Consider the following 19,742-nt stretch of genomic DNA (forward strand, 5'->3'; position numbering starts at 1 on the left):
GCGATGCTATCGCGCACGTCCATTCACGAAATCAGCGACCGGCCCGCCAGGTGCCGAACGGAGGCGAGATCATGCTTCAGAAAACCAGCCATTTCATGCGGCAGGCCAATCTCATCAATGGCGAATGGGTGCAGGCCGATTCAGGCCAGACGGTCGACGTCAACAATCCTGCCACCGGCCTCAAGATCGGCACCGTGCCGAAGTCGGGCAAGGCCGAGACCCGCCGCGCCATCGAGGCCGCCGACGCTGCCTTCAAGACATGGCGCAAGACCACCGCGCTCGAACGCTCGAAGCTGTTGCGCAAGCTGCACGACGCGATGATGGACAATCAGGACGTGCTGGCCGAACTACTAACCATCGAGCAGGGCAAGTCGCTGTTCGAATCGAAGGGCGAGATCGGCTCGGCCGCGTCCTACATATTGTGGTTCGCCGAGGAAGGTCGCCGCACCTATGGCGACGTCGTGCCGTCGCCCTGGGCTGACCGCCGTATCCTGGTGACCAAGGAACCGGTCGGCGTCGTCGCCGCCATCACGCCGTGGAATTTCCCATCCTCGATGCTGGCCCGCAAGCTTGGCCCGGCGCTTGCCGCCGGCTGTACCGCCGTGGTCAAGCCGGCGTCGCAGACGCCTTATTCCGGCCTTGCCTGGGGCGCGCTTGCCGAGGAAGTCGGCTTCCCCAAAGGCGTAATCAATATCCTGACCGGCGCTGCCGGTGAGATCGGCGACGAGATCTGTGCCAACCCGCTGGTCAAGAAGATCACCTTCACCGGCTCGACCGAGGTCGGCAAGATCCTGATCCAGAAGTCGTCGGTGACCGTCAAGAAAGTGTCGATGGAGCTCGGTGGCAATGCGCCGTTCATCGTCTTCGACGACGCCGACATCGAGCGGGCCGTCGCCGGCGCCATCACCGCCAAGTACCGCAATTCCGGCCAGACCTGCGTCTGCACCAACCGCTTCCTGGTGCAGGCCGGCATCTACGACCGGTTCGTCGAAAAATTGGCTGCTGCGAGCAACGGACTGAAGGTCGGTTCCGGCCTCGAAGACGGCGTCCAGCAGGGGCCGCTGATCGACGAAAAGGCGGTGGAGAAGGTCGAGGAGCTGATTGCCGACGCTACCGCCAAGGGCGGCAAGGTCGTCGCCGGCGGCAAGCGCCACGCGCTCGGCGGCTCGTTCTTCCAGCCGACGGTGATCGCCAATGCGACGCCGAAGATGCGCTTCATGAAGGAAGAAATCTTCGGCCCGGTGGCGCCGGTATTCAAGTTCGAGACCGAGGAAGAGGCCGTAGCACTCGCCAACGACACCGAGTTCGGCCTGGCCTGCTATTTCTACACCGGCGATCTCGGCCGCGCCTTCCGGGTCATGGAAGGGCTGAAATACGGCATGGTCGGCGTCAATGAAGGGCTCATCACCACCCCTGAAGCGCCGTTCGGCGGAGTCAAGGAATCGGGCCTCGGCAAGGAAGGCGGCCATCAGGGCATCGAGGATTATCTCGACACCAAATATGTCTGCATCGGCGGACTTGGTCTCTAGAAGCCCGATGCGGTAATACCGAAAACGATCCTGGGCCGCTTCGAAAGGCCAGGCTGGCATCGAGCAACGAACTTGCGAGCATGGCGATGAAGGACGGCGAGGTTTTCGGCACGACGCAGGCGGGCGAGGCCGTCCGCCGCTTCACCATCCGGGGCGGCGGCCTGACCGCCAACATCATCGGGCTGGGTGCGATCATCCAGGATCTGCGTCTGGCCGGGCACGACGCGCCGCTGGTGCTCGGCTATGATCGTTTCGAGCACTATGAGACGGACACCGCCTTCTTCGGCACCGTCGTCGGGCGCTATGCCAACCGTATCCGCGACGGCCGCTTCACGCTTGCTGGGAAACGCTACCAGACCGAGCGCAATTTCCTCGAAAAGCACACGCTGCATGGCGGTTCGCAAGGTTTTTCGCGCCGGGCCTGGGCGGTTTCGCTGCATGGCAGGGATTTTGTCACGCTGACATTGCACGACCCCGACGGCACGATGGGCTTTCCCGGGGCGCTCGACGTGACCTGCACCTACCGGCTCAAGATCCCGGGCACGCTCAGCGTCGAACTGACCGCCACCTGCGAGGAGCCGACGCTCTGCAACCTCACCCAGCATTCCTATTTCAACCTGGATGACGGCGGCGCCGGCGACATTCTCGATCACCGGCTGATGCTGAATGCCGGCGCCTATCTGCCGGTCGACGCGGATCTCATTCCGACAGGCACGGTAAAGCCGGTCGACGGCACGCCCTTCGATTTTCGCCAGGCGCGGCCGCTGCGCATGGAGACCGAGGGCGAGCAGCTCCCTTACGACCAGAATTTCTGCCTCGCCTCGACGCGCGGGCCGCTGAAGCAGGCGTCGTGGGCGCAAGGCGCGAATTCCGGCGTCGAGATGGAGCTCTGGACCACCGAGCCAGGTGTCCAGCTCTATACCGGCCAGTATCTGGCACCGTCCTCGCCTGGACTGGGCGGACGCCAGTACAAGGCCTTTTCGGGCTTCTGCCTGGAGCCGCAAATCTGGCCGGATGCGCCGAACCGGCCGTATTTCCCGCAAGCCACGCTGTGGCCGGGCCAGATCTATCATCACGTGACGGAATACCGGTTCAGGCTGCCTTAGGGCATGACCCCCGGAAACCGGCATGGTTTTGCTGCGCTGACCTCCGGTTCGGAAAGGATCATGCAAAATTCAAAGTGTTATAGCGTCCTTTGCGCGTCCAATGACGCGCGGCGCTCTGGAGTCAAAACGCAATCACTCTGAACGACCGACTTCGAACCCTCTCGGACCTTTGACGCCGAGAGCCCTGACGACGCAAGTTGACCCGTTGAAGACGTTCATCCGCACCCGGTCGAAAGTCAGGAACGGCTGACGAGCGGTCATTCACCGCGCGGCCAACGGCGCGTTCTGGCTCCGACGCTTCCATGGGTGTAGGGTTGTGCCATAAAGAGGCGCATATGGCGGTTCCCCCTCTCAATCGGAAGCTGCTGGCGATCCTGGCGGCCGATATGGTTGGCTACTCGAAGGCGATGGAGGCCGATGAGGCCGGAACCATTGAGCGATTGAAAACCGTTCGTTCCGAGGTGTTCGACCCCGCCATCTCCCAGCACCATGGCCGCGTCGTCAAGTTGATGGGCGATGGCGCGCTTGTCGCCTTCGAAAGCGTGGTCGACGCAGTCGCCTGCGCAGCGGAAATCCAAAGCGCGGCGGCCGCGCGCAATGAAGGTCTGCCAGAGCCTGAGCGCATCGTGTTCCGCATCGGGGTCAATCTGGGCGACGTTGCGCTGGTTGACGGCGATGTCTATGGCGACGGCGTCAATGTCGCCGCGCGGTTGCAGCAACTCGCTGAGCCGGGCGGCGTGATCGTATCGGGCACGGCCTTTGACCATCTGCAGGGCAAGCTTGATTTGCCCCTCGATTTCGCCGGCGAGCAGCAGGTCAAGAACATCAGCCGCCCCGTGCGGATGTACCGACTGAGGCTCGATGGCAAGCGGGTGCGTTGGACCTTACGCAAGGCGATGCCGCGCTGGACCAGGACGACTGCAGCGGCCATCGTCGTGCTGGCTCTGGCGGGTGGAGGGACCTGGTGGTTCTTTCAGCCCGCGCCGCTGGGGGCCAAGCCATCGGTCGCGGTGCTGCCCTTCAATAATTATGGCGGCGACGAGGCCACCGGGCGTTTGGCCGATGGCTTGACTGAGGATATCATAACCGACCTCGCGCGGTTTCCCGAACTTGAGGTCGTGGCCCGGAATTCGACGGAAGTTTACAAAGGCAAGCCGGTGGATGCCCGCCAGGTAGCAAGTGCGCTCCATGTCGGCTTCGTACTAGAAGGCTCTATCCAGCGGCAAAATGGGCGGGTGCGGGTCACCGCGCAGTTGATCGATGCACAAACCGGCAACCATCTTTGGTCGGATCGTTGGGACCGGCCTGCTGAGGACGTTTTCGCCGTCCAGACCGAGATCGCAGAGCAAGTCACCAACCGTCTGGGCGGCGGCGTAGGGTTGATTCAGGCGGCCGGGCGGGCCGCGGCCAAACGTAAACGACCTGAAAACCTGAATGCTTATGATTATTATCTGCTCGGGACCGAGAAGATTGAAAAGATCACCATAGCGGATGAGGAGGAGGCCATCGCGCTTCTCAACCGCGCCGTTGAGCTGGACCCCGGGCTGGCCCGGGCCTGGGTAGAACTTTATCATGCTCATGGTATATTGGCTGGCTTCGGTATCAATCCCGAGAGCGAGATCAAGGCGGCTGCCGATGTGGCCGAACGCGCGGTGCGGCTCGATCCAAGTGACGCTGAGGCACACGCCGTGTTTGGTATGAGCCTCAGCCAGAAGGGCGACAACGCCCGCGCCAAGGCTGAGCTGGACACGGCCCTTCGTCTAGCTCCCGGTTCGTCCGAAATCCTGACATTCTATACCGGCTTTGCGGCACGCTTCAATGAACCCGAACGCGGCGCTCAGATGGTCGACCAAGTAATGCGGCTCGACCCGAACTACCCGATGTGGACGTCCAACTTCTTCGCCCCTGCCTATTTTATGGCCGGCCGATATGAGGACGCGTTGAAGATGCTGGAGCGCATGACGCCTAACAACTACGACAAGTGGAAGTGGGTGGTGCTTAGCAGCTCCCTTGCGGCTCTGGGTCGAATGGATGAGGCGAATGCTTCGGTTAGGGAAACTCTCAAGCAGTACCCGGACCTGACCGTCGAGAGCATGATTAATGAAGTGGGCTTGAGCACTAAAGAGCGCAGCCGGTTTATTGAAACAATGCCGCTCGCCGGCTTTCCGGCTTGCGCCAAGCCCGAGGCGCTGGCGAAACTCGCCAAACCTGTGCGATTGTCGGAATGCGAGGCGGGGGAGGCGAAGCCTCTCGGGCAGCCATAGAACACCCCTGTGCAAAGAAAGGCGAGGGCCGCTGCTCGCCAGCGCGCGAACGGCGCGCGTTGCCAGGAACGACCGCTGTGCATCGAAAGCGACAGTTCACTGGCCAAACGATGAATGGCGGCAAGTGGCGCTTAAATTTGGATCCTTATCGGCTGCCGGAGAGCCAATCGCTCTCGAGTGCAGGCACTCCGGTGGAGTCCAGACCGTTGGATTGGACCCTCGACCTCTACAAAAGCTCACTGAGCTTCGGGTCGGGCTACGACGGCATTCCGAAGCGATCGCTTCGGCGAGAAGTCGTCGTTCTCAATCGGGCGAAGGGGGAGACATCGGCGAAGACGGCATAAGGGAGGATGGGCCAGACCGAGCCGACGGAAAGGTCGTAGCCATTGGAGCGCATAGCGCCTGGCCGGGAGGCCGCCGCCAGCCAGACTTACGCGGCGCGTCGTTGAGCGAGGTGGAGACCCGAACGGGCTCGACGAGGGTCCACGGCGGTCACAATGTGGTGGTGGTGATCGCAGTAGACGCGATCCGGCGAAGTTGGCCCAGCACAAAAACGATAGCCGCCGGGTACTGACGGGTCTTCGCTCACCGGGAAGCGGCACTGATAGAGGCCTAGCTGAATGAGAGGGACGTCTCTCGAAGTTAGTCTGATATTTTCAGGCATGATGGTTTCCTAGTTCACAGCAATTGCCGGCTGACGGCCGCAGTGCGACCCGTCGGGGCGAGCTTCTCTCGTTTGGGAGGGCTACGGACCATATGGTGTTGGTAGCACCGTCAATGAAGCCCGACGCCCTGCTTCTGAAGCCAATAGTTTGCGACTTAAGGCCACACCCGCGAACGCATTGGCAATCTACCATCGTGTCCCCGAGGCACCCGCCCGCCGGTGTTTGTCGGCGGCGGGGCACTGGCTTGTGGCCCCCTATGAGACGCGCTCTGCCGACACCCTCGTTCACAGTCCGGACCACCTCATGCCGGGTCGCTCTAGCCGCCAAAACCCAAATCACTCTAAGACGACCGAGTTCCGACCCTTGCAGTCGATCAGTTGCGAGCGTCGCATGACGCGATCTGACCCTGAGCTGCCCTTCGTCAGCCCATTTCACTGCCCGATAGCCGACATTCGCGGCAATCGGCACTGATCCCTTGCTGACCTTCTCCAAGACGATCCCCAAGGGCAAGTCGTGGCCCCAATGGGGACAATCGACAGGCGCGATCACCCTATGTAGCTGCTTGACGATCGAGCCTCGAAGTCAGCCTGATAGACTTTTGAAATGGGCGGCATAAAATTCGCTTTTCTGCTTTCAATGAAAGCAACGCGAAATGGCCGAAGAACGCGCCCAACGCCGCCTTGCCGCCATATTGGCTGCCGACGTGGTGGGCTACAGTCGACTTCTGGACCTGGACGAGCAAGGAACGTTGGCCGCTTTAAGGAGGAGGAGGAAGGAAATCCTCGAACCACTCGTCCGCGACCGTCATGGCCGTATTGTGAAAGTGATGGGTGATGGCGTTCTGGTCGAGTTCGGAAGCGCGGTGAACGCCGTGTCATGCGCCGTGGACCTTCAGAAGCGGATGGCGGCCGCAAACGAGGGTGTGACCGCCGACCGGAGAATCTACCTGCATATCGGCATCAATCTGGGCGATGTCGTTGTCGAGGACGGCGATCTGTTCGGCGACGGCGTCATTGTCGCAGTGCGGCTCCAGGCAATGGCCGGGGCAGGAGATGTCTGTGTGTCCGGCAGCGTCTACGACCAAGTCAAGCGGAAGCTCGATTGCGGCTTCGACGAACTTGGTCCGCAAGCGATCAAGAACGTCACCGAACCAGTGTCTGTCTACCGGATCCGGCTGTCGACCGCATCGGACGATGGCGGGCTCGCGGAGAAAGCGCCTCTGCAGCTCCCCGCCAAGCCCTCCATTGCCGTCCTCCCCTTTATGAACATGAGCAATGATCCGGAGCAGGAGGCATTTGTCGATGGCCTCACCGAAGACTTGATCACGGATCTGTCGAGGACAAGCGAGTTGTTCGTCATCGCCAGCAACTCGGCATTTGCATACAAAGGCAGGCACGTGGATGTGCGTCGCATCGCGCGAGAACTGGGAGTTCGCCATCTTCTTGAAGGTAGTGCACGGCGGGCCGCTGGACGGGTGCGTATCAACGCCCAACTGATCGACGCGATCGCGGGTGACCACCTTTGGGCCGAAAGATTCGACCGGAGTCTAGAAGATATCTTCGCCGTTCAGGACGAGGTGACCGGCAAGATTGTCGAGGCTCTGGTTGGCCGCCTGACCACCGCGCCGGCGCGCAACAGACCGAGCAACCTGGAGGCCTATGATCTCTGTGTGCGTGCCCGGGCCCTTGGCCTGCAAACGGCGCTCACCGCGAAAGAGGCCATTTTGCTGCTAGACCGGGCAATCGCGCTCGACCCGGAATACGCGGAGGCGCACCGTTGGCTGGCACTCAACCTCTGGCTGGGCTGGGAGTTCTGGGACGAACCGATGGACCCCAACCGCGCAAGAGCGCTCGCCGAAGCACAGCTGGCGGTCGAACTCGACCCGAACGACGCCGGGAACAGATGGGTATTGGGCGTCATACTGGGACATGAGAGTCGCTGGGTGGAATCGGATGCCGAATTCGATGCTGCCCACGAGCTGGACCCCAACCACGCCGACGCTTGGGCAATGCAGGCCGAGTTGACGACGGAAAAGGGGCGACCTGCCGAAGCCATAGAGCAGGTCCGCAGGGCACTGCGACTCAACCCTCACCCGCCCGGTTGGTATTACTGGATGTTGGGCCAGGCCCAATATGCCATGGGCGACTACGAATCCGCGATCCAAACGCTGCGCAGGCCCGAAACCTATCGCACGACTTCACGACGCCTGCTTGCAGCAAGCCTTGCGCAACTTGGCCGTTTGGAGGAAGCGCGCTGGGAGGCGAAAATGTTCATGATAAGCAATCCGCACTTCACCATCCGGCACTGGTCGGATTCGCAGCCATTCCCAGCCGAAGACGTGCGACGGCATATCGTGGAGGGCTATCGCATGGCGGGGCTGCCAGAATGACTGTCATTGGCTATACCTTCGGCCTGCTGTCGACAGGCGTCCCAAGGGCTGCCGCAGCAGCGAACATTTGGTCTTCTGACGGAACGAAATTCGCCATATCGTGCGTTTGTTTCGCCTCACGGTGTGCTTGAACATGGCCAGTGAAGACTTTCGGCACCGGATAGCGCGACGCGAGGACCTCGCTTCCATGATTGCGCTCATGGATGCAGCGATCTCCGAACTCCAGAAACCGTTTCTCGACGATGACCAGATCCGATCCAGCCGCGCAATCATGGGGCTGGACACGCAGCTTGTCGATGATGGCACCTATTTCGTCGTGGAGCACGACGGCGTCCTGGCAGGGTGCGGTGGCTGGAGCCGGCGCCCGACCATGTATGGTGGTGATCAGTCACCGGGACGCAACGCGGCACTGCTTGATCCAGCCACGGACGCGGCGCGTATCAGAGCCATGTATACGCATCCGGACTTTGTCCGGCGAGGCGTCGGCCGCCTTATCCTTTCGCTGTGTGAACGTGCCGCTAAGGCTGAGGGCTTCCGCCGTGCCGATCTGGCAGCCACGATGGCAGGAGAGCCGCTCTATCGAGCCTGCGGCTACCAACCCGCCGAGAAATTCGTCGATGACCATGGCGGCGCTCCGGTTCCGATCCTGATGATGAGCAAGACGCTCTGAGCTACGCTCAAAGGCCACTCGCTCGCGGCCGGCACTCGCTCCGGCCAGTATGGCAGGAGGAGGATGCTGGAGATTGAACCAGGCCATCTCGAACGAAACAGTACTTCGCCTGTACTTCCGCTCCATGGTCGAGTCGCGACCGACGTGGAGGTTTTCGCGAACGTCTCGAGATGGCGCACGTGGTAGGGTGGCGCGTTGAGTTTAACCGGATCAAACGACCATCCGCTTCGGGTCCGCATCAGGTCGTAGCGAGAACGACCGCAATGGTGAAGCGCCATGATTGTCAGCAAATGGCGCTCTGTGCTCATTCCCGCCGACTAATTCAAACGGCAAGTTCCGCCCATCTGGGCCATTGGCGGCAGCCAGTCTGATTGAGTTTTGACCCTAATCCTCAAACGCGGCCCTCAGCGTTTCGAACGTCGCAAACACGCCCAATGCAGCGCCCTCGGGATTCTTGGTCGGTGGCAGAGCTTCAGCTATCCGGCGCACCAAGGTCGTCTCAGAACCGGCTGGAGCGTTCTTTCGGCTGAGGCGACTTCAAGCCGTGACAGGAGCATTCCGGATCAGCGGGAAGTCGCGCGGCGGTCTCCAGCGCGACCCGCGAGGCTGTCATGGAGAGACTGGGCAGCACGTCCTCCTGCAGCAATTTCTGGCGATTGCGATCCATATAGTCGTTGAAGCCCGCCGTCACGAACGCGCAAGGCACGAAACACGCGCCGATCTCGCGCGACAAGGTCGCCTCAGGGGCGATGGAATGGTTGAGTACATCCGCCCCCATGCCCCGATATGCCAAGGCTTCGGCAGGCGTTGTCAGCCGGGGCCCATAACAATGGGCAGCCACCAACTGCTGTTCGATGCCATAAACGCGGCATTCGGCTGGCCAATGACGGCGGGCCGTTTCGACCAGAACCGCCGCACATCTTGGACACACGATTTGCTTGCCCGAACAGTCGAAGCTCTGGCGGTCAGGAAGCAGTGAAAACGGGGTCTGCGTCAGTTCGATGATGTCGGCGGCCACGACCATGTCGCCCGGCTGGATCGCCTTGTTGACGGCGCCTACAGTCGAGCAGGCGAGAACTTGCCGTACACCCGCCCGCATCAATACCCAGAACGCGCGGCGATGGCAGGAATGGTCGATACGGTCGCGGGGATTGCCGTGCGAATACATGCACAGCGCGCGTTTTGCTCTCCCTTCCGCTGTGATCGACGCATCGAACTCGAGCAGCTTCCAGTTGTCGGTGCGACCGAAAGGTGTTTCAAAACTCATGTCGCGCCGCAAGGTGCGCACACCATCGAATTCGACATCTTCCGGGAAGGCAAGCCCCCAGTTTGCCGACCCGGTGATGATGGCCAACCCTACCTGAGGGATGTCCGTCGAATGATCCGTCAGATCGTCGGCTGCATGGTAATTGGTGGGCATGTTTCCAGTCTCGGTCAGGATTTTTGGCGAAGGGTCACAATCAGGACCACGGCCACGACGATGACGGTCCACAATGTCGAGATCGCCGCAATGGTCGGATCGATCTGATCGCGCAGCGACAGGAACATAAGCTTCGGCATCGTGCTATTGCGACCACTTGCGATGAAGATCGAAATCACGGACTCGTCGAGCGAAGTCAGGAACGCCATTAATGTCGCCGACAGCAAGCTGATCCGAAGTTGCGGAACGATGATTCCGCCAATGGACCTGGCCCAGTTTGCACCGAGGCTGCGCGCCGCCTGAACCTGGTTCCAGTCAAAGCGGGCGAGAGCGGGTAGCAACACAATGCAGGCGACCGGAACGGCCAGCACCACATGTCCGACCAGCACACCGAATAGCGTTCCGATCAGATGTTGTGCGGCCAACACAAAGAAGAGACCGATCGCAAGCAGGATACCTGGGGTGATCGAGGGGGTCAGCAGGACGCTCTGGATGGCCGCAGCGGTCTTTCCGCCCAGCCGATTCATTGAAATGCAGGCGAGCAGCGCGAAAGGCACCGCGATCAACGCCGTCAACGTCCCAAGGATCAAACTCGTTCTGAGCGCGGCCATCCACGTTGCCGAGCCGAAGAAGTTCTCGTACCAGCGCAACGAGTAGACGTGCGGCGGAAACTCGAGGAGATTCGACGCCGAAAAGGAAAGCGGCACCACCACGAGCGTCGGCAGCATCAGAAATGCCATGATAAGAGCGGCAAAGCTCCAGAGCAAAATGCGGGCGAGCCTGTTTTGCGGATAGGCTTCAAGCATGGGAGGCTTCCACGGTGTTCTGGGCCACCAGACGGCGTGCCGCCAGCAACATCACACCGATCAGCGCCATAAGTACGAGGAGCAGAATGCCCAGGACGCTTGCCGATCCCCAGTCCTGAAAGGTCGATAGTGTACGCTCGATCCGGGTAGAGAGCGGATTTACCTTGCCGCCGCCAAGCACCGCCGGCGTGATGAAAAAACCTATGGCGTAGATGAGGACGATGATCGAACCCGAGAAGATGCCGCCCGCCGAAAGCGGCATAATGACTGTGCGGATGACCTGCCTGAGAGTGGCTCCCATGCTCGCAGCCGCGCGAATGAGATTTGGGTCGATATCGCGCACCGCAGCATAAACAGGCAGCAGAAAAAGTGGCAGCATGTAGTGCACCATGCCGATGAGCGTTCCCGTGAAGTTGTAGACCAGCGGCAATGGCTCCGCCGTCAGGCCTGAACCGGTCAAAGCCGCGTTGATCAGGCCGTCGCGCCGCAAGAGCACGAGCCAACCATAGGTACGCACCAGAATAGAGGTCCACAGCGGCAGCATGACGAACGCCATGAGCACGTTGGCCAGCCTTGGTCTGATGCTGGCCAGAGCCAGCGCCAGAGGGGTACCGAGAACAATGCAGGCCGCCAGCGTACCCAAGGACAGTTCGAGGGTCGTGACGAGCGCCGACCATGTCAGTCCGCTCGAAAGGACCTTCTCGTAATTGCCGACGGTGTACTCACCCCCGGTGGTCAGGAAGGATTGCCGGATGATCCAAAGGATGGGCAGTATCGCCGCCAGTCCAACGATGAACAGCGCCGGGAGCGAAAGTGAAAGAAAAAACCGCCGCTCGCGCCGCGCATCCGCAGCGAGCGCCGGGTCCCGGACGACGATCACGCCATCGCTCCCGGTATCGCGTGAACCTTCGCTGCTGGTGCATATGCGGTCATCCGCTGACCGGCGGCAAGCTCGGCGCAGCCGCCGGCCAGCGCTGCCGGAATGCAGACAAGAACCTCTTGCCCGCCGTCAAGCGCCAGCGTCAAAAGCCAGTTCTCGCCGCGGAACGCTTTGGCGCGCAGTATTCCTTCGAGAGCCACTCCGTCTCCCCCGACGAGCTTCGCATCAAGATGGAAGCTTTCGGCGCGGATCATCAGAGTTTCGCGTGATGCTTCGGCGCCGTCGATTCTGCGCGCTGAGCCCGGGGCCACAATGTTGGCCTCGCCCATGAACTCCGCGACGAAGCGGGTCGATGGACGATCATAAATCCGCTGCGGCGTATCTATCTGCTGGATGCGGCCAGAATTCATCACCGCAATCCGGTCAGACATAATCAGCGCTTCGCGCTGGTCGTGGGTTACATAGATTGTGGTGATCCGTAGATGATCATGCAGACGCCGGATCTCATACTGCATGCTCTCGCGCAGGTTCTTGTCGAGCGCCGACAGCGGCTCGTCCATCAACATCACGCGCGGTTCGAAGACGATAGCCCGCGCCAATGCCACCCGTTGACGTTGGCCGCCGGATAGTGCGGCAATATTGCGCTCCGCCAGACCATCCAGCTTCACGCGGGCCAAGGTATCAAGCGCCCGCTGACGCGCCTCCGCTCTCGGTACCTTGCGCAGCACCAGCGGATACGCGACGTTCGCCATGACATTCATGTGGGGAAACAAGGCGTAATTCTGGAATACTATGCCGATGTCTCGTTTGTTGGGCGGCAGGCGGGTGATGTCTCGATCGCCCAAGAAAAGTTTACCGGAATCCGGCCGGACAAAACCGGCCAGAGCCATGAGTAACGTGGTCTTGCCCGATCCCGATGGCCCTAGCAGCGTGAGGAATTCGCCAGCCTGGATGTCGAGCGAAACATCATCCAGTGCGACGTAGGACCCATAAGCCTTGTGCACGCTTTCGATGGTGATCGCGAGCGACTTCATCATGTGCTCCAGCCTTGAAGCGCGTCGCGTTCGACTGGCTTCACGCGACGCGCTTTAGGTTCTTGTTTTCATGCATGTCGTTGTCGCGCGCTGCACATTTTTGCGCGACATGCGTTAGAGCTGAGAGTCAGCGGGCCATCATTTCATCGAAGGCTCTTTGGGCAGCCTCGCCATTCTTGACCCACCATTCTGAATTGGAAAACACCGAAGTGCCAGCATTTTCAGGCGCGGTCGCAAGGGTCTTCAGACGGTCCTCGGGAATAAGGCCACCCTCATATGCCGCAGGATTGACGGGGCCGTAGGCAATGAAATCGGTCAGCTTGGCAACCCGCGCGGGCTGCGTCATCGCTGCGATGAGTTTCATGGCGGCCTCCTTGTTCGGCGCTCCCTTCGGCACCCCAAGGCAGTCCGTGCCGATGACCGAACCCTTGAACGTGTAGTCAGCCGCGCCGCCATCGGCTTTCACGGTTTGGGCCCGTCCGTTCCAGGTAATGACCAAATCCGCCTCACCATCTTTCAGCAACTGCGCGGACTGAGCCCCCGAGGTCCACCACACGGCGACGTTTGGTTTGATCGCTTCAAGCCGCTTGATGGCGCGCTCTAGCCCTTCCGGCGTGCTGAGCACGGAATAGACGTCCGCCGGTGCCACGCCATCGGAGAGAAGCGCGATCTCGATCGAGTCTTGCGCATTGGCGCGCAACGCGCGACGGCCAGAAAATTTGGCAACATCCCAGAATTCCGCCCACGTCTTCGGCGGGTTCTCGCCATAGGTCTTGGTGTTCCACGACATGACGGTGCCATAGGAGTCAAACGGATAGCAGTAGTCGGACTTTGCACCTACCGGCACGGATTTCGGATCGATGATCTTGTAGTCGAGCGGCTCCAGCAGCGATTGTGCGGCCGCCTGGGCACCTTCCGGTGAGCCCAGGTGAATGACGTCGGTCGTGACCGCACCCGAGGTGACCTGCATCTTCAAGGCGGCCAGGCCGTCGCTTAGGGTCTCCTCGCGGACATCATAGCCAAGCTCTTTTGCAGCAGGGCCCCACATGGCTTCCTTCATGGCGTTACCATAATCCCCACCTGCGGTCGTGATGGTGACTGTTTGCGCATGAACGGGCAGGGCAGCCGAGATTGCGAATGCTGTTAAGGAAATGCGTAGCCAAGACATAGGTTCTCCTCCCCAACTTTATCAAACATCGCTCAAAAGAGCCATTATTTTGTAATCGTAACGTTACGATTGCATCTCAATGCGCTGGAGTCAAGCTGCTTCCTACGGGAGTTTCGATTGACCGGGATGTCGAATTCGGTAACGTTATGGCGGTCAGCAAATCAGCCGGCGCTTTCGCAAATGAAGTCGGGCGAACAATGGCCAATCTAAAGCAGATCGCCGCGGAACTTTCCCTCTCGGTGACCACGGTGTCCCGCGCTCTGAAGGATGGGCCGGAGGTGCAGCCCTCGACCATAGCCCGCGTCAAGGAGGCGGCTAAGCGGGTCGGCTATTTACCAAATCATCATGGTCGCGCGCTCAAAACCGGTCGAACGCAGACGCTGACGGCAGTACTCCCGATGGAAACACGAGACCATCTGTCCGATTTGTTGAAGCTTCCTTTGATCGAAGGCATGACGCTGGCGGCGCGGCAAGCCGGTTATAGTCTGTCCATCTATTCCACCACTCCCGACGACGATCCCGTTGAGAGTGTGCAGCGCCAGCTTCAGGCGCGCAACGCAGACGGCCTGATCATCACGCGTCTGGTGTCGGCTGATCCGCGCGTCAAGCTGCTGCTGGACAAACGCATGCCGTTCGTCGCGTTTGGAAGAACCGACCTGGATATCGCGTATCCTTATGTCGATGTCGATAATGAACAGATTGCCTACGAGGCGACCCGGCGGCTCATGGATAAGGGCTGTCGACGCATTGCGCTGCAACTTCTCGTTCCGGAGGACCAGACGAGTGCCATGCGTCTTTCCGGGTATGGAAGGGCAATGGCCGAGGCTGGTATTCCGATCGACCAATCGTTGATCGGTCATGGCATGTTCACCATGGAATCGAGCGCAGGCTGGTTCGATCGCTTGCTGGCGTCATCAGATCCGCCAACGGGCTTGGCGTGCGCCAACGAACTGGGCCTTCTGGGAGCGTTGCACGCTCTCGGCAAGCGGGGTCTTACACCTGGCCGCGACGTCCACATCGTCACCCGTGACAGCACGCGGCTGGCACGCTTCCTGCCGGCAAAGATCGGAGTTCATTCCGTGGATATGGCGGGTGTTGGACGCAAACTTATCGAAGTCCTGGAGAGCCGGATCATCAATCCGCTTGGGCCGGTGGAGACAGTCTTGGTGCAAGGCAGATTCGAGCCGGCCGAATAATCCGGGCTGCCCTCAGGAGGCCACCTCGTCTTGAACCGGCCGGATCAGCGCCTTTGCGGCAGCTGCTCCCGCCGCTAGGATACGATCCGATAATTCCGTTCCTTCCACGGCGCGCGCGAGTTGGAGCGCGCCGATGAGCGTTGCAAACATGCCCAACGCAGCGCCCTCGGGATCGTTCGTCTGCGGCAGAGCTTCAGCTATCTGGCGCACCAGGGATTGAGCGCGCTCGGCATAGAGGGCTCGCGTTTCAGGCGGCTGCCGCGCGATTTCCGGCAACAACGCGGCCGAAGCGCAACCCTTTCCAGGATTGTCCCGGTGCTCGGCCGATAGATACGTCTCTATGGCCATTTCCGGACCGCCGGCGGCCAATGCTTCCTGCACTTGATGCGACTGCGCGTCCAAGGCCACCGCGACGCTTTCACGGACGAGCTCCGCCTTCGACTGGAAGTGCGGATAGAAGGCGCCGTTCGTCAGCCCGGCGTCGCTCATGATGGTTGCCAGCCCGGACGCCGCGATGCCGTCAGATCGAAAACGTTCGGCGGCGACCTCCATGATCCGGCTGCGTGACGCGTCTTTTCGGCCCTTTTCGTAGCGCATAGTCTTTCTTCCCTGTCCTGCTATTGCATTATGCTCATAATCTGATATTACTACCATAATTCAATTCGTGGAAATAAGCTAGACCTCTCGAACCTGGAACATCAAAAATGAATGGGAATTCTGAAAAGACCGCAATCGTGACCGGAGCCTCCTCGGGCATCGGCCGCGCCAGCGCCGAGGCCTTGGCGCGGGCGGGTTTCACTGTCTTCGGGACAAGTCGCCGCAAGACCAGTAATGGTCCGGGCGGAGTGACCATGCTGGCATGCGACGTGACCGATGATGCGGCCGTCAATGCGCTCGTTGCCAACGTGCTCGCGCAGACCGGCCGGATCGATCTCCTGGTCAACAATGCTGGTGTCGGTCTGCTAGGCGGCGCCGAGGAATCCTCGGTCGCACAGGTACAAGCTCTATTCGACGTCAATCTGTTCGGCGTCATGCGGATGACCAATGCGGTGTTGCCGTCGATGCGGCGGCGCGGCGAAGGGCGCATCATCAATATCGGCTCGATCCTGGGACTGGTACCCGCGCCATACTCAGCTCATTACTCGGCGGTCAAGCACGCGCTCGAAGGCTATTCGGAATCGCTCGACCACGAGGTGCGCGCCTTCAACGTCCGCGTTTCCGTCATCGAGCCGGCATTCGTCCGCACCGTCTTCGACCAGAACGGCATCGAGCCGGATTCGCTGTTGAAGGAATACGATCGGGCTCGAGCCGGGCTCAAGGCGCTGCTGGGCGATGTGATGCCCAAGGCCGATCAGCCGGAAGTGGTGGCGGATGTGGTTGTCAAGACAGCGACCGATGCCCGTCCGCGGCGGCGCTATACCGCTGGCAAGGCAGCGCGCCAGGTCAGCCTGCTGCGCCGCTTTGCCCCCGCGGGGATTTTCGACAAGAGCCTGCGCAAGCAGTTCCGACTGCCGGTCTGAACAACGGCGAGCCAGACGATTTCACGCACATGCGACTAGCAACTACGACACATTTGGCCAGGCCCTACGAAACGGAGGCGCCAAGCATGACACATAGATCCAATCGGTCGCCGCGTTCACCGGCGTTGTTCCAGGACGCGCCAACGCGCTCCGTCGATGTCGGCGGCATAGCTTTTGCGTACAGGGAACTCGGGCCTAGGACGGGCGTGCCAGTGATCCTGCTCAACCATCTGGCTGCTCAGCTGGACAATTTTGATCCGCGCATCGTCGATGGCCTCGCTGCGACCCGGCGGGTAATTGCCTTCGACAATCGCGGCATCGGCGCTTCGGGTGGCAAAACTCCGTCGACCATTTCCGGCATGGCGCGGGATGCAATCGCCTTTGTCCGGGCGCTGGGGTTCGAAGAAGTCGATCTCTTCGGCTTTTCACTCGGCGGCTTCGTGGCGCAAGAGATTGTGCTGACCGAGCCCAAGCTTGTGCGCAAACTCATCCTGGCTGGCACGGGGCCGGCCGGTGGGCAAGGCATCGACAAGGTGACGCCGCTGACGATCGTGGACATGATCAAGGGCGCGCTGACTTTTCGGGATCCGAAGTACTATCTCTTCTTCACAAGAACGACGAATGGGCGCCGCGCCGCAAACGCATTTCTGGAACGGCTGAAGGAGCGCCGGAATAACCGGGACAAGGCGATATCGCTGAGCGCGTTCGGCGCGCAACTCAAGGCGATCAAGGCCTATGGACTCCAGGCGCCTGAAGACCTGAGCACCATCCGCATTCCCACTTTGGTTGCGAATGGCGACCAGGACAGGATGGTGCCGAGCAGCAATACCTATGATCTCGCAGGGCGTATCCCGGGGGCGCATCTGGTTATCTATCCGGATGCCGGGCATGGCGGGGTATTTCAGAACTACGCCGATTTTGTCCCGAAAGCCCTGTCCTTCCTCGAGGCTGAGGCCTTGCCGCAGGGCGGCTATGCAGCTGAAAACGTTCGGCTTGTTTCGTCCCGAACAACAACAGACATTCTTAGAAAGTAACTGCCATGAAGGCATTCGTTGTCGATAAGTATAACAAGAAGGGCATTCTGCGGCTGGCCGAAATGCCGGAGCCGGAGCTCCAGGACAGCGATGTCTTGGTCGAGGTCCATGCCGCAGGGGTGAACCTGCTCGATTCCAAGATCAGAACCGGGGAATTCAAGCTCATCCTGCCTTATCGCCGGCCCTTCATCCTGGGCCACGACGTGGCTGGGAAGGTTGTTCGCGTGGGATCGAAAGTCCGCAAGTTCAAGGCCGGCGACGATGTCTATGCGCGGCCGCGCGACGGCCGGATTGGGACATTCGCCGAATTCATTGCCGTGAATGAGGCCGACGTAGCCTTGAAGCCCGAGAATCTCAGTATGGAAGAGGCGGCGTCGATTCCCCTGGTCGGTCTCACCGCCTGGCAGACGCTCATCGAACGGGCAAACCTGAAGAAGGGACAGAAGGTCTTCATTCAGGCTGGTTCCGGCGGCGTCGGGACATTTGCTATTCAGTTGGCCAAGCACCTCGGCGCGACCGTTGCGACAACCGCGAGCGCGGCGAGTGCCGATCTGGTCAAAAGTCTCGGCGCCGATGTCATCGTCGACTACAGGAAAGACGACTTCGAGAAAGTTCTGTCGGGCTACGATGTCGTCTTGAACAGCCAGGACGCCAAGACACTGGAAAAATCCCTGAGCGTGCTGAAACCGGGTGGCAAGCTCATCTCCATCTCCGGTCCACCGGATGCCGAATTTGCCAGGGAAAAGGGGCTGAACTTGATGCTGAGGCTGGCGCTGCGCTTCCTGAGTCGCGGAATTCGGGCCAAAGCCAAGCGCCGCGGCGTGCAGTTTTCGTTCCTTTTCATGTGGGCGCAGGGCGATCAGCTGAGCAAAATCACCGCTCTCATCGAAGCCGGCGCGATCCGCCCGGTTGTGGATCGGGTCTTTCCATTCGAAGCGACCAATGACGCCCTGGCCTATGTCGAAACAGGACGCGCTAAGGGCAAGGTCGTCATCAAGGTCAGATAGCAGTTGCCTCGAACGCTGCCCTCAGCGTCTCGAACGGCGCCAGGGCGCCGCGCACCTGCACGACGGCGGCGGCAACGCGATGGGCGCGCAGCACCGCCTCTGCCGGGGCATGGCCGGCAAGTCGGGCGGCGAGGTAGGCGCCGTTGAAGGAGTCCCCGGCGCCGGTGGTGTCGACCGGCGCGGCGACATGCACCGCCGGAACCGATTGCAAGGTTCCGTTTTGCGCGATCAGCGCCGGTTCCTCACCGTTCTTGACCACGACTTCGCCGGCCAGCTTTCGCAGCCGTTCAGCTGTTTTCTGCGGTGTCGTATCACCAAACAGCATCTGCTCGTCGGGAAAGGTCGGGAGCGCGATGTCGGCGACGGCGAGCGCCTCGAGGATCGCGGCCTGCGCTTCCTCGCTTTGGCGCCATAGCCGCGGCCGGTAATTGGGGTCGAAGGCAATCAGCGAGCCGGCCGCGCGCGCCTTGGCCACGGCCGTCAGCAGCACCGTGCGTGCGTCGTCGTCGAGGATTGCCAAAGTGATTCCGGAAAAATAGACAAGCGCCTGGTTTTCAAGGCTTTTCTGCAAAGCGGCTGGGTCCGAAGCCAACTGCCTTGCGGCCGCATCGGCCCGCCAATAGGTGAAAGAACGTTCGGCGCCGGTCAGCGTGATCGCATAGAGGCCGGGGCGGGCGCCCGCTATCACCGGGCTGGCGCCGATGCCGATGCCGCTCTCGGCCAGGAACTTGATCTGGTCGCGTGAGAACGGGTCGTCGCCGAAGGCCGACACATAGGTCGCCCGCCGCTCGCCGCTCAAGGCATGCAGCGCCCACAAAGTGTTGAACGTGTCGCCGGCAAAGCCCATGCGCCAGTTCGGCCCGGCCTGGCCCGAAAGCTCTAGCATGCACTCGCCGATCGAGGCGATGCCGTTTCCTGCCATGAAGCACTCCTCCATCCCTGCAATTGCGGTGCTGTAGCTTTTTGCAGCCGGCAGCGCCATGCTTGGCGACGGCGGATTCTTGCACTGGGCGCGATTTCCCACAGGGGCGTGGGACGCGATCTGCCCAGCGAA

At 60.9% G+C, this 19,742-nt stretch carries 16 protein-coding genes; 9 read left to right on the top strand and 7 right to left on the bottom strand.

Annotation, left to right across the window (positions count from 1 at the left end; translation table 11 throughout):
- Positions 1–71: 71 nt before the first annotated feature.
- The 5 genes from NKI29_RS00425 to NKI29_RS00450 all read left to right on the top strand — a co-directional run bounded on the left by NKI29_RS00425 (position 72) and on the right by NKI29_RS00450 (position 8,623).
- On the top strand, positions 72–1,529 hold the full coding sequence (locus tag NKI29_RS00425; protein WP_352454576.1) for an NAD-dependent succinate-semialdehyde dehydrogenase: 1,458 nt from the start codon (positions 72–74) through the stop codon (positions 1,527–1,529).
- Positions 1,530–1,609: 80 nt separating this feature from the next.
- The gene (locus NKI29_RS00430; RefSeq protein WP_254818213.1) at positions 1,610–2,635 is read left to right on the top strand and encodes an aldose epimerase family protein; all 1,026 of its coding nucleotides are present in this window, start codon (positions 1,610–1,612) and stop codon (positions 2,633–2,635) included.
- A gap of 335 nt (positions 2,636–2,970) precedes the next feature.
- Positions 2,971–4,899 (top strand): adenylate/guanylate cyclase domain-containing protein, encoded by a 1,929-nt coding sequence (locus NKI29_RS00435; protein WP_352568919.1) that lies wholly within the window; start codon positions 2,971–2,973, stop codon positions 4,897–4,899.
- Positions 4,900–6,216: 1,317 nt separating this feature from the next.
- Entirely contained in the window at positions 6,217–7,953 is a 1,737-nt protein-coding gene (locus NKI29_RS00445; protein WP_352795320.1) for an adenylate/guanylate cyclase domain-containing protein, read from the top strand.
- A gap of 187 nt (positions 7,954–8,140) precedes the next feature.
- Positions 8,141–8,623 (top strand): GNAT family N-acetyltransferase, encoded by a 483-nt coding sequence (locus tag NKI29_RS00450; protein ID WP_352697837.1) that lies wholly within the window; start codon positions 8,141–8,143, stop codon positions 8,621–8,623.
- A gap of 499 nt (positions 8,624–9,122) precedes the next feature.
- Here the strand turns inward: NKI29_RS00450 and NKI29_RS00455 are convergent, their stop codons facing one another.
- The 5 genes from NKI29_RS00455 to NKI29_RS00475 form a co-directional block, all read right to left on the bottom strand.
- On the bottom strand, positions 9,123–9,977 hold the full coding sequence (locus NKI29_RS00455) for a phosphorylase family protein (RefSeq protein WP_352568916.1): 855 nt from the start codon (positions 9,975–9,977) through the stop codon (positions 9,123–9,125).
- 80 nt (positions 9,978–10,057) lie between these two features.
- Positions 10,058–10,849 (bottom strand): ABC transporter permease, encoded by a 792-nt coding sequence (locus NKI29_RS00460; protein ID WP_352795321.1) that lies wholly within the window; start codon positions 10,847–10,849, stop codon positions 10,058–10,060.
- The gene (locus tag NKI29_RS00465) at positions 10,842–11,729 is read right to left on the bottom strand and encodes an ABC transporter permease (RefSeq protein WP_352795323.1); all 888 of its coding nucleotides are present in this window, start codon (positions 11,727–11,729) and stop codon (positions 10,842–10,844) included. Before NKI29_RS00465 ends, NKI29_RS00460 begins: the two co-directional genes overlap by 8 nt.
- On the bottom strand, positions 11,726–12,763 hold the full coding sequence (locus NKI29_RS00470; protein ID WP_352568997.1) for an ABC transporter ATP-binding protein: 1,038 nt from the start codon (positions 12,761–12,763) through the stop codon (positions 11,726–11,728). Before NKI29_RS00470 ends, NKI29_RS00465 begins: the two co-directional genes overlap by 4 nt.
- A 127-nt stretch (positions 12,764–12,890) precedes the next feature.
- Entirely contained in the window at positions 12,891–13,931 is a 1,041-nt protein-coding gene (locus NKI29_RS00475) for an ABC transporter substrate-binding protein (protein WP_352568912.1), read from the bottom strand.
- A 146-nt stretch (positions 13,932–14,077) separates the two neighbouring features.
- Between NKI29_RS00475 and NKI29_RS00480 the strand changes: the two genes are divergently transcribed.
- Positions 14,078–15,127 carry a LacI family DNA-binding transcriptional regulator gene (locus NKI29_RS00480; protein WP_352568911.1) on the top strand — a complete coding sequence of 350 codons (1,050 nt, stop codon included), beginning with the start codon at positions 14,078–14,080 and terminating at the stop codon, positions 15,125–15,127.
- Positions 15,128–15,139: 12 nt separating this feature from the next.
- Here NKI29_RS00480 and NKI29_RS00485 read toward each other — a convergent pair whose 3' ends face one another.
- Positions 15,140–15,724 carry a TetR/AcrR family transcriptional regulator gene (locus NKI29_RS00485; RefSeq protein ID WP_352568910.1) on the bottom strand — a complete coding sequence of 195 codons (585 nt, stop codon included), beginning with the start codon at positions 15,722–15,724 and terminating at the stop codon, positions 15,140–15,142.
- A 107-nt stretch (positions 15,725–15,831) separates the two neighbouring features.
- On the opposite strand from NKI29_RS00485, the gene NKI29_RS00490 reads away from it, so the two are divergent.
- From NKI29_RS00490 to NKI29_RS00500, 3 genes are all read left to right on the top strand, one after another.
- The gene (locus tag NKI29_RS00490) at positions 15,832–16,647 is read left to right on the top strand and encodes an oxidoreductase (protein ID WP_352568909.1); all 816 of its coding nucleotides are present in this window, start codon (positions 15,832–15,834) and stop codon (positions 16,645–16,647) included.
- A gap of 86 nt (positions 16,648–16,733) precedes the next feature.
- The gene (locus NKI29_RS00495) at positions 16,734–17,681 is read left to right on the top strand and encodes an alpha/beta fold hydrolase (RefSeq protein WP_352568908.1); all 948 of its coding nucleotides are present in this window, start codon (positions 16,734–16,736) and stop codon (positions 17,679–17,681) included.
- Between the two features lie 5 nt (positions 17,682–17,686).
- Complete coding sequence (locus NKI29_RS00500) at positions 17,687–18,688, top strand: NADP-dependent oxidoreductase (protein ID WP_352568907.1); 1,002 nt, start codon at positions 17,687–17,689, stop codon at positions 18,686–18,688.
- Here NKI29_RS00500 and NKI29_RS00505 read toward each other — a convergent pair.
- Positions 18,681–19,610, bottom strand: a complete 930-nt coding sequence (locus tag NKI29_RS00505; protein WP_352568906.1) for a sugar kinase — start codon at positions 19,608–19,610, stop codon at positions 18,681–18,683. The two genes, NKI29_RS00500 and NKI29_RS00505, sit on opposite strands and share 8 nt — an antisense overlap.
- Positions 19,611–19,742 lie beyond the last annotated feature (132 nt).

Source organism: Mesorhizobium sp. M0678 (assembly GCF_040320505.1).
Classification (GTDB): domain Bacteria; phylum Pseudomonadota; class Alphaproteobacteria; order Rhizobiales; family Rhizobiaceae; genus Mesorhizobium.